At 73.5% G+C, this 16,179-nt stretch carries 11 protein-coding genes; 2 read left to right on the top strand and 9 right to left on the bottom strand.

Going from position 1 to position 16,179, the window contains the following annotated elements:
- The first annotated feature begins 36 nt into the window (after positions 1-36).
- Positions 37-1,473, top strand: coding sequence for an ABC1 kinase family protein (locus ABR738_RS26970; RefSeq protein WP_350232543.1), 1,437 nt, complete (start codon positions 37-39; stop codon positions 1,471-1,473).
- A 41-nt stretch (positions 1,474-1,514) separates the two neighbouring features.
- Here ABR738_RS26970 and ABR738_RS26965 read toward each other — a convergent pair whose 3' ends face one another.
- The 5 genes from ABR738_RS26965 to ABR738_RS26945 all read right to left on the bottom strand — a co-directional run bounded on the left by ABR738_RS26965 (position 1,515) and on the right by ABR738_RS26945 (position 5,447).
- A complete protein-coding gene (locus ABR738_RS26965) occupies positions 1,515-1,685 on the bottom strand; it encodes a hypothetical protein (RefSeq protein ID WP_350232542.1) in 171 nt (56 codons plus the stop codon).
- 170 nt (positions 1,686-1,855) lie between these two features.
- Entirely contained in the window at positions 1,856-2,179 is a 324-nt protein-coding gene (locus tag ABR738_RS26960) for a putative WhiB-interacting protein (RefSeq protein WP_350232541.1), read from the bottom strand.
- Complete coding sequence (locus ABR738_RS26955) at positions 2,176-2,544, bottom strand: WhiB family transcriptional regulator (RefSeq protein WP_053729898.1); 369 nt, start codon at positions 2,542-2,544, stop codon at positions 2,176-2,178. Before ABR738_RS26955 ends, ABR738_RS26960 begins: the two co-directional genes overlap by 4 nt.
- Before the next feature lie 175 nt (positions 2,545-2,719).
- A complete protein-coding gene (locus ABR738_RS26950) occupies positions 2,720-3,073 on the bottom strand; it encodes a hypothetical protein (RefSeq protein ID WP_350232540.1) in 354 nt (117 codons plus the stop codon).
- A 181-nt stretch (positions 3,074-3,254) separates the two neighbouring features.
- Positions 3,255-5,447, bottom strand: a complete 2,193-nt coding sequence (locus ABR738_RS26945; RefSeq protein WP_350232539.1) for an ATP-dependent DNA helicase UvrD2 — start codon at positions 5,445-5,447, stop codon at positions 3,255-3,257.
- A 308-nt stretch (positions 5,448-5,755) separates the two neighbouring features.
- Between ABR738_RS26945 and ABR738_RS26940 the strand changes: the two genes are divergently transcribed.
- On the top strand, positions 5,756-5,998 hold the full coding sequence (locus ABR738_RS26940) for a mycoredoxin (RefSeq protein ID WP_350232538.1): 243 nt from the start codon (positions 5,756-5,758) through the stop codon (positions 5,996-5,998).
- 162 nt (positions 5,999-6,160) lie between these two features.
- On the opposite strand, the gene nudC is transcribed toward ABR738_RS26940, so the two are convergent.
- The 4 genes from nudC to ABR738_RS26920 form a co-directional block, all read right to left on the bottom strand.
- Positions 6,161-7,150, bottom strand: a complete 990-nt coding sequence (gene nudC, locus ABR738_RS26935; protein WP_350232537.1) for an NAD(+) diphosphatase — start codon at positions 7,148-7,150, stop codon at positions 6,161-6,163.
- Positions 7,151-7,238: 88 nt separating this feature from the next.
- Positions 7,239-8,654, bottom strand: coding sequence for a dipeptidase (locus ABR738_RS26930; protein ID WP_350232536.1), 1,416 nt, complete (start codon positions 8,652-8,654; stop codon positions 7,239-7,241).
- Between the two features lie 10 nt (positions 8,655-8,664).
- Positions 8,665-12,426 carry an ATP-dependent helicase gene (locus ABR738_RS26925; protein WP_350232535.1) on the bottom strand — a complete coding sequence of 1,254 codons (3,762 nt, stop codon included), beginning with the start codon at positions 12,424-12,426 and terminating at the stop codon, positions 8,665-8,667.
- A gap of 341 nt (positions 12,427-12,767) precedes the next feature.
- Positions 12,768-16,118, bottom strand: coding sequence for an ATP-dependent helicase (locus tag ABR738_RS26920; RefSeq protein ID WP_350232534.1), 3,351 nt, complete (start codon positions 16,116-16,118; stop codon positions 12,768-12,770).
- Positions 16,119-16,179 lie beyond the last annotated feature (61 nt).

Raw genomic sequence — 16,179 nt, 5'->3', positions numbered from 1 at the left:
TGCGAGGGCGTGGCTGTCTGGGACTTGGAGGGGCGCATGTCTGATCTTCCCCGGAAGGCGGTCACCCGGACCGCCAAGCTGGCCGCACTGCCACTTGGCTTCGCGGGCCGGGCGACCTGGGGCCTGGGTAAGCGGATCGGCGGGAAGTCCGCGGAGCTGGTGGCCCGCGAGCTCCAGCAGCGCACCGCCGACCAGCTCTTCAAGGTCCTGGGCGAGCTCAAGGGGGCCGCGATGAAGTTCGGGCAGGCGCTGTCCGTCTTCGAGTCGGCCCTGCCCGAGGAGGTCGCGGGCCCCTATCGGGCCGCCCTGACCAAGCTCCAGGAGGCCGCGCCGCCGATGCCGACGCGCACGGTCCATGCCGTCCTCGCGGAACGGATGGGCCCCGACTGGCGCGAGCTGTTCCTGGAGTTCGATGAGAAGCCGGCGGCCGCCGCCTCGATCGGGCAGGTCCACCGGGCGATCTGGCACGACGGGCGCGAGGTGGCCGTCAAGGTGCAGTACCCGGGGGCCGGCGAGGCGCTGCTGTCGGATCTGACCCAGCTGAGCCGGTTCGCCCGGCTGCTGGGGCCGCTGATCCCGGGGATGGACATCAAGCCGCTCATCGCCGAGCTGCGCGACCGGGTCTCGGAGGAGCTGGACTACGGCCTGGAGGCGCGGGCGCAGCGGGAGCACGCGGCAGAGTTCGCGGGGGACGAGGGCGTGCTGGTGCCCGATGTGGTGCATCAGAGCGACCAGGTCCTGGTGACCGAGTGGATGGAGGGCATACCGCTCTCGGAGGTGATCAGCGACGGCACGCCCGAACAGCGCGACAGGGCAGGTCAGTTGCTGATGAGGTTCCTGTTCTCGGGCCCGGCCAGGACGGGGCTGCTGCACGCCGATCCGCATCCCGGCAACTTCCGGCTCCTGGCACCCGAGAAGGCCGGCGGGCCCTGGCGGCTCGGCGTCCTGGACTTCGGCACCGTGGACCGGCTGCCCGGCGGGCTCCCGGCGACCATCGGCGCGGCGCTGCGCATGACGATCGAGGGCGACGCGGAGGCGGTCTACGCGATGCTGCGCGAGGAGGGCTTCGTGAAGGAGTCCATCGACCTCGACCCGGACGCGGTCCTCGATTATCTGCTGCCGATCATTGAACCGGCCCAGGCCGAGGAGTTCACCTTCAGCCGGGGCTGGATGCGCCGGCAGGCGGCCCGGATCGCCGATCCCCGCTCCCCCGCCCACCAGTTGGGCAAGCTGCTCAATCTGCCGCCCTCCTATCTCCTCATCCATCGCGTGACGCTGTCCACCATCGGCGTGCTGTGCCAACTGGAGGCCACGGTCCGTATGCGGGACGAACTGGAGGAGTGGCTGCCCGGGTTCGTGGCGCAGGTGCCCCACCCGGCGGAGCCCGAACCCGAAGGGGCGGCGGCCGAGGAGTCGGTGGCGGCCGGGGAGACAGTGGTGGCCGAGGAGGCGGTGGTGGCCGAGGAGGCGTGAGGGGCGGCGGTCCGGGCCCGCTGTGCTCGCGGGGCCGGGCGCTACCACCAGTCGGCGTCGAGCCTGCCTTCGATGGCTCTGATGTTGGCACGGGCGCAGGCGTCGCAGTAGTAGCGGCCGCTGCCGTTCTCGACCGAGTAGACCCAGGTCGCCGGTGGACCCTCGGCCGGAGCCGGGGTCCCGCAGTGGGAGCACACGATGGTTTCGGCCATGGGCCGATTCTGGTCGTCCACCTTGTGACGATACCGCCGCGCCCGGGTCCCCGGGGGGCACAACGCACCGCGGGGGCCGGTCCGTTCGGACCGGCCCCCGCGTCACGCTGTTTGTCGCTCGCTGTTTTCAGCTCGGTGTTTCCTGGCCCCGCCCGGCCGGGCGAGGGCTGTCAGTGCATGACGGCCATCGCCAGCGCGCGGCGGGCACGCATCGATGCGCGCTCGGCGCGGCGCTGCAGTCGCCGGGCGGCCACCAGGCGCAGTGCCTGGCGCTCCACCTCGGCTTCCCGCAGGCGCTGATGCATATGCGCACGGGCCAGGGCTTCTGGCATGAGTTGCATTTCGAGGGTCCTGTTCTGGCGCGACTCGTTCGCGCCGGTGGTGGTGAAGTCTGGGGTCGCGGAGCCGGTGGGCTCGCTGGCGGATGTCGTCATCGGGGCCTGCTTCTGGGGGTCGTTCGTTCGGGGGTGGTCGATGGTTCCCGGGCGGTTCATGCGGCGACCGGGTTCTTGCGCGGGCGGCCACGCGGCCGCTTGCGGGCGACGACCACACCCTGGACGAAGAGCTCTCCGCCCCAGACACCCCACGGCTCACGCCGCTCCTTGGCGCCCGCGAGGCAGGCGGCCATCAGGGGGCAGGTCTGGCAGAGGGACTTGGCGTACTCGACGTCGGCCGGCGACTCGGCGAAGAAGACCTCCGGGTCGAAGGAACGGCAGGGGACGGGTACGCCCAGGTTCTCGATGGCGTCGTCGAGCGCGGTGAGCGCGGTGAGGGGAGTCAAGGCGGGGTCCTCCGTGAGACCGGGCGGGGGAAGAGTCGGGGCGGGCGGTACGGACGGGGCGTGCGCTTCGAGTTGCACGGTGATGTCAACCTCGTCTTGTCGGCTGTGTTCGGCTGTGTCGGTCCGGCCGGTCGGCCGGGTTTCGGCTGGTACCGAGGCCCCCTTCACTCCGTCCGTCCCGTTCGGGACAAACAGAAGGGCCGCGGATCCCGGGTGGGGTTCCGCGGCCCTGAAGGCGCCTGCCTGATCCGAATCAGGCTGGATCACTCCAGGGTTCGAGCCCACGGAAGGCCCACATCGTGTGGTGCTGGTACTGCTTCGTCTGCTGTCCCGCTCCCGCGCCGGCCGCCGCGAAGGCGTGGGCCTTCGCCCTGCCCTTCGCTACTGCTGCCGCCGACGCCGAAATCGGTCGCTCATTGCGCTCATCACGCACGGGAAGGCTGGCCATCGGAGCCGGAACCGGAGCGCTGAGGCCGAGCAGACCAAAGACGCCGGTGGACATACCGGTGCCCTGGAACGAAGAGCCGAGCGTGCAGGTGGCGACGACCGAGCGGACGGTCACTTTGGTGGTGATGAAGCTGGTGTCGGTCTTGATGTAGCTGGCCACTGGTCTCGCCTCCTCTCGGCGTCTCGGGGACTTCGGCCCGCGAAGGCCTGGTCCCATGCGTATTCGGATAAGTACAGCTAAGTACAGCACGGAGACCCGGCTTCGGAGAAGCTCTCGTTTCCGTGGTTAAGAACCTATGGGGATCCCCGGGGCGGGCGCAAACTATTTTTTCGACGAGTTTTCAGGAACCCTCCTCGTCGTCTCCCCCAGGCTCACCACCTGCGCAAATGGCCAGGACATCGGTGCCGAACCGGTCCAGCTTGCGGGCGCCGACGCCGGAGATCACCGCGAGCTCGTGGCCGTTGGACGGCACGGCCTCCGCGATCGCCATGAGCGTCTTGTCGGTGAAGACCACATACGGCGGCATGCCCAGGTCCCGCGCCTGGTGCGAGCGCCAGTCACGCAGCCGCTCGTACAGCGCCTCGTCCATGTCCGACGGACAGTCCTCGCAGCGCATCAGTTTCATCTCGCCGGCCTCGGTGAGTGTCTTCCCGCACACCCGGCACAGCACCGGGCCCCGGCGGGTGCGCTTGCGGGCGGCCGGGCCTCGCTCCGTGCCCGCCGCGCCCGCCACGCCGCTGGTCGCCGCGCGCGCCGCCCGCGAGCCGGATCCGGGGCGCAGGCCGTTCAGGAAGCGGCTGGGGCGGCGCGAGGCCCGGCCGCCGGGAGAGCGCGCGAGCGACCAGGAGAGCCCGAGGTGGACGCGGGCCCGGGTGACGCCGACGTACAGCAGCCGGCGCTCCTCCTCGATCTGCTCGTCCGTCTTGGCGTATGTGATCGGCATCATGCCCTCGGTGAGACCGACCAGGAACACGGCGTCCCACTCCAGGCCCTTGGCCGCGTGCAGCGAGGCCAGGGTGACGCCCTCGACGGTCGGCGCGTGCTGGGCGGCCTCGCGTTCGCGCAACTCGGTCACCAGGTCGGACAGCGTCGCGCCGGGCTTCGCCCGCTCGAAGTCCTCGCCGAGCCTGACCAGGGCGGCCAGCGACTCCCAGCGGTCGCGGACCGCGCCGGAGCCCGCCGGGGGCTTCGCCGTCCAGCCCTTGGTGCCGAGCACGGCGCGCACCTGGGACGGCAGGTCCACCGCGTCGTCGAGCAGCGAGTCGTTGTCGCCGGCCCGGGCGGCGCCGCCGAGGGCCACGACCGCCTCGCGGACCTCGGGGCGCTCGAAGAACCGCTCGGCGCCGCGCAGCAGATAGGGCACGCCCGCGTCGGCCAGGGCCTGCTCGTAGATCTCGGACTGGGCGTTGATGCGGTAGAGCACGGCGATCTCGCCGGCCGAGACGCCCGAGGCGATCAGGTCGCGGATGCGCCGGGCGACGCCCTCGGCCTCGGCCGGCTCGTCCCCGTACTCGGTGTAGACGGGCTCGGGGCCCGCCTGGCGCTGGGAGATCAGCTCCAGGCGGTGCTCGGCGGCGCGGCCGGTGGCCTGGGCGAGCAGCCCGTTGGCCAGGTGCACGACCTGCGGCGTCGAGCGGTAGTCACGGACCAGCTTGACCACCGTCGCGTTCGGATGGCGGGTGCGGAAGTTCAGCAGATGCTCGGGGGTGGCGCCGGTGAAGGAGTAGATGGTCTGGCTGGCGTCGCCGACCACGCACAGGCTGTCGCGGTCGCCGAGCCACAGGTCGAGCAGGCGCTGCTGGAGGGGGCTGACGTCCTGGTACTCGTCGACCACGAAGTGCTGGTACTGGCGGCGGACCTGGTCGGCGATGTCGTGCCGGTCCTGGAGGACGCCGACCGTGAGGAGCAGCACGTCCTCGAAGTCGATCACGCCTCGGTCCTGCTTCAGCTGCTCGTACATCCGGTAGACCTGGGCGATCTCCGCCGGGTCGCGCGGGGCGTCGCGGTGGGACTTGGCGACGGCCGCCGGGTAGTCGCCGGGGACGGTCTGGGTGACCTTGGCCCACTCGATCTCACCCGTGACGTCGCGCAGCTCGTTGCGGTCGAGCCGCAGCCGGCAGCGGGCCGCCGCCTCGGCGACCAGCTGGACCTTGCGCTCGACGAGCCGGGGCAGCTGGCCGCCGACGGCCTTGGGCCAGAAGTACTGGAGCTGACGCAGCGCCGCCGAGTGGAAGGTGCGGGCCTGGACGCCGCCCGCGCCGAGCTGGCGCAGCCGGCCCCGCATCTCGCCGGCCGCCCGGTTGGTGAAGGTGACGGCCAGCACGCTGGAGGGCTGGAGGATGCCGGCGCGCACCCCGTAGGCGATCCGGTGGGTGATCGCGCGGGTCTTGCCCGTGCCCGCGCCGGCCAGCACGCACACCGGACCGTTCAGGGCCGTCGCGGCCTCGCGCTGCTCGGGGTCGAGCCCGTCGAGCACCGCGTCGGCCGTCTCGGGGACCTGCGGGAAGGGAGTGGAGTGCGTTGCTGCTGTCACCCCGCCATGCTGCCAGGTCGTCCGGGACGGTTGCGCCGCGTTGTCCACAGGAGGCGGCCGCGGTCGTACTAATCCGGGGCCTCGGGCTCATGCCTGGCACGCAGACCGCACGGCCCCTCGCCCGCCGCGGCACCGGCTCCGGCGCTTCCCGCCCGTGCCGAACCCGGCCGAAGGGCCCGTCATGGCGATTGGGTCACATACGGGGGTGGCGCGGGAATGGTGGCCGGTTCCGGTACGTTCCACTCCCTGCGGAACCGCATTCGGCGGGGCGCGCACGCCAGTCAGCCATCAAGAGGAGCGCGAGAGACATGCCGGGCACTGTGACGATGTACAGCACCACGTGGTGCGGCTACTGCACGCGGCTGAAGAAGCAGATGGACCGCGAAGGCATCGCGTACACCGAGGTCAACATCGAGCACGACCCGGAGTCGGCCACGTTCGTGGAGAAGGCCAACGGGGGCAACCAGACGGTGCCGACCGTCCTGTTCGACGACGGCTCGACGCTCACCAACCCCTCGCTCGCGCAGGTCAAGCAGAAGATCGGCGTCTGACGCCCACCGCTTCTGCGCCACGGGGGCCCCGGCCCTCGTACGAATGGCCCCCGCCCGGACCCCCGGAGTCCTGGGCGGGGCCTTTCGCGTGCGCGCACGCGGCCGGCCCGCACGGGCCCCCGCCCGGTATGACCGGATCACCACCCGGTACGCCCGCTCAGGTCAGTGCGTCGCCCTCGGCAGCGGGCGGCCGTACCAGAGCTCGATGAGCCGGGCCGCGATCGAGATGCCGTACGGGGGCAGCACCTCGCCGGACGCGAAGGCGGCGGCCAGGTCCTCGCGGGAGAACCAGCGGGCCTCGTGGATCTCCTCGCCGTCCACGGTGATCTTCGACGACGTGGCCTTGGCCATGAAGCCGAGCATCAGGCTGGACGGGAAGGGCCAGGGCTGACTCGCCACGTACTCGACCGGGCCGACCGTGACGCCCGCCTCCTCGAACACCTCGCGGCGCACCGACTGCTCGATGGACTCGCCCGGTTCCACGAACCCCGCCAGGGTCGAGAAACGGCCCTCGGGCCAGTGCACCTGGCGGCCGAGCAGCGCCCGGTCCTGCTCGTCGGTGACCAGCATGATCACGGCGGGGTCGGTGCGCGGGTAGTGCTCGGCGCCACACGCCTGGCAGCGGCGGATGTGGCCGGCCGCGGCGATGACCGTGCGCTCGCCGCAGCGCGAGCAGAAGCGGTGCAGACGCTGCCAGTTCTCCAGGGCCACAGCGTGGGCCATCAGGCTCGCGTCGCGCGGTGACAGCAGCAGACCCGCCTCGCGCAGTCCGGCCGGCCTGGCCGACTGGTCCATGCGGCCGGGCAGGGCGTCCTTTTGCAGGGCGAAGTAGCTCACACCCTCCTCGTCGGTGCCGAGGAAGTAGCGGTGGGTCTCGGTGACCGGTGCCTCGAAGGCGGGCGTCATGACGATCTCGGTGCGCACCGGCTCGCCGTCCGCGCCGGCCGCCTCGTTGACGGTCTCGTCGATGAGGACCTGGCCGCCGGAGACCACGAAGACCCGGGTCGTGGGGTGGCTCCAGGCGGCCGCGAGCCACGCCTCGTCGAGGCGGTGATGGGCGGCACGGTCGATGCCGCCCGTCTCGGTCAGGCTGATGGGCGCGGACGGGCCGAGCGGCCGGTCCGTGCGGACTTCACTGCTGGTGGTGCTCACAGGTGCTTCCAACTCCCCCTGATGGACGGTGTGTTCAGCGATATCTGTCAGCCGGTGACGCGGGCCGGCGCAGCCGCGGGCTGGTGGATCATGCGGTGGTGGCGGCGAGATCGCTCCACAGGTGGGCCGCCGTCTCGACGCCCTTGAACAGGAGGTCGAGCTCGACCTTCTCGTTCGGCGCGTGCCAGCCGTCCGAGGGGACGGAGATCCCGAGGAACAGGACGGGCGCTCCCAGGACGTCCTGGAGGTCGGCGGCGGGCCCGGAGCCGCCCTCCCGGGTGAAGCGGACCTTCGTGCCGAAGGCCGTGCCCATCGCCCGCACGACGGCCTGGAGCGCCGGGTGGTCCAGCGGGGTCAGACAGGGGCGGGTGCCCGCGCTCCAGTCGATCTCGTGCCGGATCCCGGCGGGGACCCGGCCCGCGGCCCACTCGGTGACGAGCTTCTCGATGTGCGCCGGGTCCTGCCCCGCGACCAGACGGAAGGACAGCTTCACCATCGCCGACGACGGAATGACCGTCTTGCCGCCGGGGCCCTGGTAGCCGGCGCCGATGCCGTTGACCTCGGCGGTCGGGCGGGCCCATACGCGTTCCAGGGTGGAGAAACCGGCCTCGCCCGCCGCCGCCCGCGACTTGGCGGTGGTCAGCCACTCGGCCTCGTCGAAGGGCAGCTCGGCGAAGAGCTCGCGCTCGGCGTCGCTCAGCTCGGCGACGCCGTCGTAGAAGCCGGGCACGGTGATGTGTCCGTCCGCGTCGTGCAGGGCCGCGACCAGGCGGGCCGCAGCCGTCGCCGGGTTGGGGACGGCGCCGCCGAAGGAGCCGGAGTGGATGTCCTGAGCGGGCCCGTGCAGCCGGATCTCGCACTCGGCCAGGCCCCGCATGCCCGTGCACACGGTGGGGGTGTCCTCGGACCACATGCCGGTGTCCGAGACGATCACGGCGTCCGCCGCCAAGCGCTCGGCGTGCCGCTCCACCAGGGCGCGGAAGTGCGGCGAACCGGACTCCTCCTCACCCTCGATCAAAAGCTTCAGGTTGACGGCGGGGGCGGTGCGCCCGGTGGCGGCGAGGTGCGCGCGCACGCCCAGGGTGTGGAAGAACACCTGCCCCTTGTCGTCGGCGGCGCCGCGCCCGTACATCCGGCCGTCCGCGATCACCGGCTGGAAGGGGTCGGTGTGCCAGCCGTCCTCGCGGGCCGCGGGCTGCACGTCGTGGTGGCCATAGACCAGGACGGTGGGCGCGCCGGGATCACCCGAGGGCCACTCGGCGCAGACGGCGGGGGCGCCCGGGGTGTCCAGGATCTCGACGGTGGGAAAGCCGCTCTCGCGCAGTTTGACGGCGAGCCAGTCGGCGCTGCGCCGTACGTCCGCGGCATGGTCGGGCTGGGCCGACACGGACGGGATGCGCAGCCACTGCGCGAGGTCGTCGAGGAAGGCGGCGCGGTGCTGCTCGATGTACGCGCGCACCGCCGCGGCGGCGGTCTGGACGGCGCTGTCCGGGGTCTCGCTCATGCCCTTGAGCCTATCCGGCCGGGGGCGGTGGCCCGTCCCCCGGTCCGCCCTGCGGACGCGGGCCGGGCGGTGCGCCGTGCGGACGGTGACCGAGCAGGATCGCCTCCAGCTCGGCGCGGCCCGGCAGCCAACTCGGCTGTACCGTCTCACCTGTGCGTACGTACACGAACGCGGCCGTGACCGACTCCAGCGGCACGCCTGTCTCCTCGGCCCAGGCGACCCGGTAGACCGCCAGCTGGAGGGGGTCGGCGGTGGCCTGCCGTCCGGTCTTCCAGTCGACGATCTCGTACGTGGCCCCCGCGCCCTCGCCCTCTTTGTAGACGGCGTCGATCCGGCCCCTGATCACCCGGCCCGCCAGCGTCAGCTGGATGGGGGCCTCGGTACGGAAGGGGGTACGGGTCGCGTACGGGGTGCGCTCGAAGGCCTCCTTGAGCGCGGCCAGGTCGCGCTCGTCCGCGATGTCGGCCTCGGTGTCGTCCATGCCGGGCAGCTCATCGGGCCCGAGCATGGGCAGCGGAAGCTCCTCGAAGCGGGACTCCACCCAGGCGTGGAAGCGGGTGCCGCGCCGCGCGGCGGGCTGGGGGCGGCTCGGCATGGGCCGGGCCAGCTCCCGGGCGAAGCCGTCCGGGTCGGCGGCGAGGCGCAGCAGCTCGGACGCGGTGAGCGAGGCCGGCACCGCGACCTCACGGGTGGTGGCGCGGGCCCTGCGCAGCTCGGTGGTGAGCGCTTCCAGGTCGCGGTCCCAGGAGTGCAGGACGCGGCGGTCCTCGGGGGTGAGGCGGGGGGCGGGGATGGCGAGGGGGGACTCGGTGCGGGGGGTCCCCTCGCGGAGGGTCTCGTCGCGGGTGTGGTCGCGGGCGCCGGTGTCGGTGAGGGCCGGGGTGCGAGTGTGCTCTGCGGGGTCGGTCGGCTTGGCGGGTGCAGCAGGGTCGGCGGGGGTGTTGGGGGCGGTCGGCTCGGCGGGTGCGGCAAGGTCGATCAGCTTGGCGGGGTCGATCGGCTCGGCGGGCGCGGCGGGCGCGCCTGTGAGGGGCGCGGACTGGGTCGGGCGCTCCGTGGTGAGCAGGTCCCAGTCGTCGAGGGGCAGGCTCTCGTCCTCGTCCTCGTCCTCGGGGACGCCGAACTCCTCAGGCGCGTAGGGCCCGTCCTGGTAGGGCTCATCCCCGTAGGGCTCGGCTCCGTAGGGCTCGACCCCGTAGGACTCGGCCCCGTAGGGCCCGGCCCCGTCCTCGAAGGGCGTGGCCAGGTCCGCCTCGTCCTCGTAGGAGGAGGGCGTCCCGTCCTCGCGCGTCGGCGCCGCCTCGATGTGGGCCAGGACCCGCTGCGCCGCGGCGCGGCGGCGGGCCAGGGACTCCGGGTCGAGCGGCAGCGGCCAGGCGTGGCCCGTCGCGGACTCCCGCAGCGCGGGGTTCTCCGCGTCGTCGGCCGGTTCGTCCGCCCACGCCTCGATCTCGCCGTGGCCGGCCGCGCAGTGCTCGTACAGCGCGTGCAGGAAGGCGGAGGGGCCCCGGGGCTTCTTCTGGTTCGGGCCCCACCAGTGGCCCGAGCCGAGCAACAGGGTGCGGGGACGGGTGAACGTGACGTATCCCAGGCGCAGTTCCTCGGTGTGCTGGTGGTCCTTCATCGCCTCCTTGAACGACTTGAGCCCCTTCGCGTCCCACGTCTCGACGGCCGGCAGCGTCGGGGCGTCGCCGCGCAGCGCGTGCGGCAGGACCTTCGCCTGGGACGTCCAGGCCTCCCTCGCCCTCGTGGACGGGAACGCGCCGGTGACCAGGCCGGGCACGGCCACCACGTCCCACTCCAGGCCCTTGGACTTGTGCGCGGTGAGCACCTTGACCGTGTTCTCGCCGCCGGGCAGCGCGTTGTCCAGGCCCTTCTCGTACTGGGCCGCGGTCCGCAGGAAGCCGAGGAAGGCGAGCAGGGACGCCTCGCCGTCGAGCGCGGCGAAACCCGCCGCCGTGTCGAGGAAACCGGACAGCGTCTCGCGGCGGCGGGCGGCCAAGGCGTGCGGGGACGCCGACAGTTCGACTTCGAGGCCGGTGACGCTCAGGACGCGGTGCAGGACGTCCATGAGCGGATCGGCGAGCGAGCGGCGCAGGTCGCGCAGTTCGGCGGCGAGGCGCGCGAAGCGGACGCGGGCCTCGGCGGAGAAGGGCAGCCCGTCGTCCTCGGCGCCTTCGAGGAAGGTGTCGAGGGCGTCGGCGAGCGAGATCACCTCGGCCGGGTCGACCCCCTCGACGGCGTCGGCGAGGCGCTGGTCGGGGTCGCCGGGCTCGCCCGTGACGCGCCGGACGAGATCGCGCGCGCGGCGGCCGAGCAGGGCGAGGTCACGGGGGCCGACGCGCCAGCGCGGGCCGGTCAGGATCCGCACCAGGGAGGCGTTGGCGCCGGGGTCCTGGAGGACTTCGCAGACCGCGACCAGGTCGGCGACCTCGGGCAGGTGGAGGAGGCCGGAGAGCCCGACGACCTCGACGGGAATGTCGCGGGCCACCAGCGCGCCCTGGATCGCGGGGAAGTCACCGGCGGTGCGGCACAGGACGGCGATCTCGCCGGGCGCCTTGCCGGTGCGCACCAGGTGGGCGATCGAGTCGGCGAGCCAGTCGATCTCCTGCTCGTGCGTGTCGAGCAGGGCGATCCGCACGCTTCCGTCCCGCTCGGCGCCGGGCGCCGGGCGCAGCGCCTCCACTCCCGCGTGCATCGAACGCAGCGGCGCGGCAAGGGAGTTGGCGAGGTCCAGGAGGCGGCCGCCGCTGCGGCGGTTCTCGGAGAGTGCCTGGCGGGTGGCGGGGCGGCCGTCGGCGTACGGGAAGTGGCGCGGGAAGTCGTCGAGGTTGGCGACCGACGCGCCGCGCCAGCCGTAGATGGCCTGGCAGGGGTCGCCGACGGCGGTCACGGCGTGGCCGGTGCCGCCGCCGAAGAGCGCGGCGAGCAGCCGGCGCTGGGCCACCGAGGTGTCCTGGTACTCGTCCAGGAGCACCACCTTGAACTCCTCGCGCAGCAGCCGGCCGACCTCGGGGTGGGTGAGGGCGAGCTCGGCGGACAGGGCCATCTGGTCGCCGAAGTCCAGCAGGTCCCGGCTCTTCTTGGCGGCCCGGTAGCGCACGGCGAGGTCGAGCAGTTCGAGGCGGGCGGTGGCCGCCTCCGGCACCTTGCGCAGCTCTGCGTTGCTGAGCTTGGCGTCCGCGAGGGTGCGCAGCAGATCCTGGTCGTACGCGGCCAGACGCTCCGGGCGTACGAGGTGTTCCGCGAGCTCCGCGTCCAGCGCCAGCAGGTCGCTGACCAGGGTCGCGAACGACTTGGTCAGCGCGGGATAGGGGCCGGGGGCCTCGCGCAGCACCCGGGCGGCGAGCTGGAAGCGGGTGGCGTCGGCGAGGAGGCGTGAGGTGGGCTCCAGGCCCATGCGCAGGCCGTGGTCGGTGAGGAGGCGGCCCGCGAAGGCGTGGTAGGTGGAGATGCCGGGCTCGCCCCGCTCAGGGTCGAGTGCGTCGGGGTCGGTGATGCCGGCTCTGGTCAGGGCGGTGCGTACGCGTTCGGCGAGCTCGCCGGCCGCCTTGTTGGTGAAGGTCAGGCCCAGGACCTGCTCGGGCGCGACCTGGCCGGTGCCCACCAGCCAGACGACCCGGGCGGCCATGACGGTCGTCTTGCCCGAGCCGGCTCCGGCCACGATGACCTGCGGGGCGGGCGGGGCGGTGATGCAGGCCGTCTGCTCCGGGGTGAAGGGGATGCCTAGCAGCTCTATGAGCTGGTCGGGGTGGGTGAGGTGGGTGGGCACGTCAGGAAGGGTAGTGGGGGGTGCCGACAATGGGGGTTTTGTGCAGGTGGGGGTGCCTGCGGCGGGTGTCCCCCCGCCCCTCCCCGAAACCCGCCGGGGGAAGGGGGGAAGGGGGAAGGGGGAAGGGGTTTTTCTCCGGGGGCTCCGCCCCCGGGCCCCCACGGGGGCTGCGCCCCTCGACCCCGCCTAAGGGGGCGCGGGGAACTGCGCGAACAACGCACGACGGCCCGCACCCGACCACACACGCCTCAAGGGACGCGGGGAACCGCGCGAATGACCCACGACAACCCGCGGTCGAAGACGCACCTCTTAGGGGCGCGGGGAACTGCGCGGGGGGCCGGTCACTCCACTACCTGGCGGCCCTCCGGCTGGGCCGTGCACGACGCCCTGAACGCGCAGTGCGCACAGTGCGTCCCCGGCGTCGGAGCAAAGCGTTCGTCCAGGACCTTGCCCGCCGCCGTGGCCAGCAGGTCCGACACCCACTCCCCGGCCAGCGGCTCCTGCGCCTGCACCTTGGGGAACGCCTCGCCGCCCTCGCGCTGGGGCGCGGCCTGGCGCAGGTGGACCAGTTCGGCCCCCCCGGCGTCCGGCCGGCGGCCCTCGAAGGCCTCGTCCAGGGCGCCCTCGCGGACCGCGAGCTGGTAGACGGCCAGCTGGGGATGGGCGGACACCTCGGCGGCGGTGGGCGCCTGCTTGCCGGTCTTGAAGTCGACCACGTAGGCCCGGCCTTCGACGTCCTTCTCCACCCGGTCCATGGAGCCCCGGATGCGCACCTCGTATTCCCCCGCCTCCAGGGTCACGTCGAAGCCGTGCTCCGTGGCCACGGGGGTGCGCCCGGCGCGGTCCAGGGTGTGCCAGCGCAGGAAGCGTTCCAGGGCGGCGCGCGCGTTCTGCTTCTCCTGGAGCGACTTCCAGGGCGCGTCGAAGGCCAGCGCGTCCCAGACCGAGTCCAGGCGTTCCATCAGGACCGCGAGATCGGCGGGCGTACGGCCCGACGCCACCTCGTCGGCCAGTACGTGCACCACGTTGCCGAAGCCCTGTGCGGCCGTCGCGGGCGCGTCCGCCTTCACCTCGCGGCCCAGGAACCATTGCAGCGAGCAGGTGTTGGCGAGCTGGTCGAGGGCGCTGCCGGACAGGGCCAGCGGCAGCGCGCGGTCGCGCAGCGGGACCTCGGAGCGGGTCGGTTCGTACAGGCCCCACCAGCGGTGCGGGTGCGCGGCGGGGACCAGCGGCTGGCCCTCGTCGTCGGTGAGCGCGGCGAGCCGGCCCAGGCGTTCGGCGGCGGCCTCGCGCAGCGCGTCGGACGCCGCCGGATCGACCGTGGTGGCGCGCAGCTCGGCGACGAGGGCCGCGACCGCGAGGGGGCGGCGCGGGCGGCCCGTCGTGTCGCGGGGCTCGACGCCGAGCTCGGTGAGGAAGCGGGAGGGCTGGTCGCCGTCGTCGGCCGGCGCCTTCACGGCGGTCACGATCAGACGCTCGCGCGCGCGGGTGGCGGCGACATAGAAGAGGCGTCGCTCCTCGGCGAGCAGCGCGCCCGGGGTGAGCGGTTCGGCCAGGCCGTCGCGTCCGATCCGGTCGGCCTCCAGGAGCGAGCCGCGCCGGCGCAGGTCGGGCCAGAGCCCTTCCTGGACCCCGGCGACCACGACCAGGCTCCATTCGAGGCCCTTGGAGCGGTGGGCGGTCATCAGGCGTACCGCGTCGGGGCGGGCGGCCCTGCGGGTGAGGGTGTCGGCCGCTATGTCCTGCGCGTCGACCTCTTCGATGAAGTTGAGCGCGCCCCGGCCACCGGTGCGCTCCTCGGCGCGGGCCGCCGTGTCGAACAGCGCGCAGACGGCGTCGAGGTCTCGGTCGGCCGCCCGGCCGCCCGCGCCGCCGCGCAGCGCCGCGCGTTCCAGGCGCTGGGGCCAGGGGGTGCCGTTCCACAGCTCCCACAGCGCCTCGGCGGCCGTGCCACCGCCCTCAAGGAGCTCGCGGGCCTTGCGCAGGAGGGTGGCGAGGCGCTGGGCGCCCCTGGCGTAGGCGGGGTCGTGCGCGACCAGCCGTTCGGGTTCGGCGAGGGCGCGGGCGAGCAGCACGTCCGAGGGGGCCGGGACGCGCACTCCCCCGGCCCGCTCCTCGTCGCGCAGGGCCCGGCCGAGGCGGCGCAGGTCGGCGGTGTCCATGCCGCCGAGCGGCGAGGTGAGCAGGGTGTGCGCGGTCTCGGTGTCGAGCCCGGCCGGCGCCTCGGCCGTGACCGGAGGGGTGCGGCGGGGGTGGACGAGGCTGACCGGTGGGGGCCCGGGGGCCGCGGCGGCGCGCCCGACGGCGGCTCGCGCCACCACCCCGAGCGCCGTGAGGAGCGGTGCCACCGCCGGCTCGTCGCGCAGCGCGATGTCGGCGCCCGAGGTGTCCACGGGGACGCCGGCCGAGGTGAGGGCGCGGCGCAGTGCGGGGATGGCGCGGGTGCCGGCGCGGACCAGGACCGCCATCTCCTGCCAGGGGACGCCCTCTTCGAGGTGGGCGCGGCGCAGCAGGTCCGCGATGTTGTCCAGCTCGGTGGAGGCCGTGGGATAGGTGTACGTCTCCACGCGCCCGCCGGTGCGGGTGGGGCGCAGGTCGCGGTGGGCGCGGACCTGCTCGGAGGGCAGCCGCGGCAGCGGCATGCGGCGCGTCAGGAGCCGGGTCGCCGCAAGGAGCGCGGTGCCCGAGCGGCGCGAGGTGGTGAGGACTTCCACGGGGGCCGGGGTGCCGTCGGCGCGCGCGAAGGCGTCGGGGAAGCCGAGGATGCCGTTGATGTCGGCGCCGCGGAAGGTGTAGATCGACTGGTCCGGGTCGCCGAAGGCGACCAGCGTGCGCCCCCCGCCCGCGAGCGCCTTCAGCAGCCTGACCTGCGCGGGGTCGGTGTCCTGGTACTCGTCGACGAACACCGCGTCGTAGGACGGCGGCGGGGTGCGTTCGGCGAGCAGCACCGCGCGGTGCACCAGCTCCGCGTAGTCGAGGACGCCCTGGAGGTCGAGGACGTCGAGGTATTCGGCGAGGAAGGCGGAGGCGGCCTTCCAGTCGGGGCGGCCGGCCCGCGCGGCGAAGCGGGCCAGCTCCTCGGGCCCGAGGCCCAGCTCGCGGCTGCGGGCGAGCACCGCGCGGACCTCGTCGGCGAAGCCCCGCGTGGTCAGGCAGGCCCGCAGTTCGTCGGGCCAGCTCACGTGCGCGAGGCCGCCGCGCTGGAGGTCGATCTGGCCGGCCAGGAGGTCGCGTACGGCCACGTCCTGCTCGGGACCGGACAGCAGGCGCGGGGGATCGCCGAACGGCTCCGTGTCCCTGGGGGCCCGATGCGCGCGCACCAGGGCGTAGCAGTAGGAGTGGAACGTGGTGGCCTGCGGGCTCTTGGCGCCCGCGCCGAGCCGCAGCGCCATGCGGTCGCGCAGTTCGACGGCGGCCTTGCGGCTGAAGGTGAGGACCAGGATCCGCTCGGGGTCGGCGCCCTCCGCGACCCTGGCCGCGACCGCCTCGACCAGCGTGGTGGTCTTGCCGGTGCCGGGCCCCGCGAGCACCAGAAGCGGACCCGAGCGGTGGTCAACCACCCTGCGCTGGGGTGCGTCAAGGAGAGGGGGCTCCACCGGGTCCGGCGGTGTGCGCACCAGCCGGTACGCGCCGGGGGCCGCCCGGCGTACCTGCTGGTACGCGGTACGCCCGGTGGAGGAGGAGGAGCTCACGTGGATCGCCGGTCCTGGTGGGTGTGCTGGTCGTGATGGTGCTTACGGGGCCCGCGCGCAC

Source organism: Streptomyces sp. Edi4 (assembly GCF_040253615.1).
Taxonomy (GTDB): Bacteria; Actinomycetota; Actinomycetes; order Streptomycetales; family Streptomycetaceae; genus Streptomyces.
This window is presented reverse-complemented; position numbering and strand designations above follow the sequence as displayed.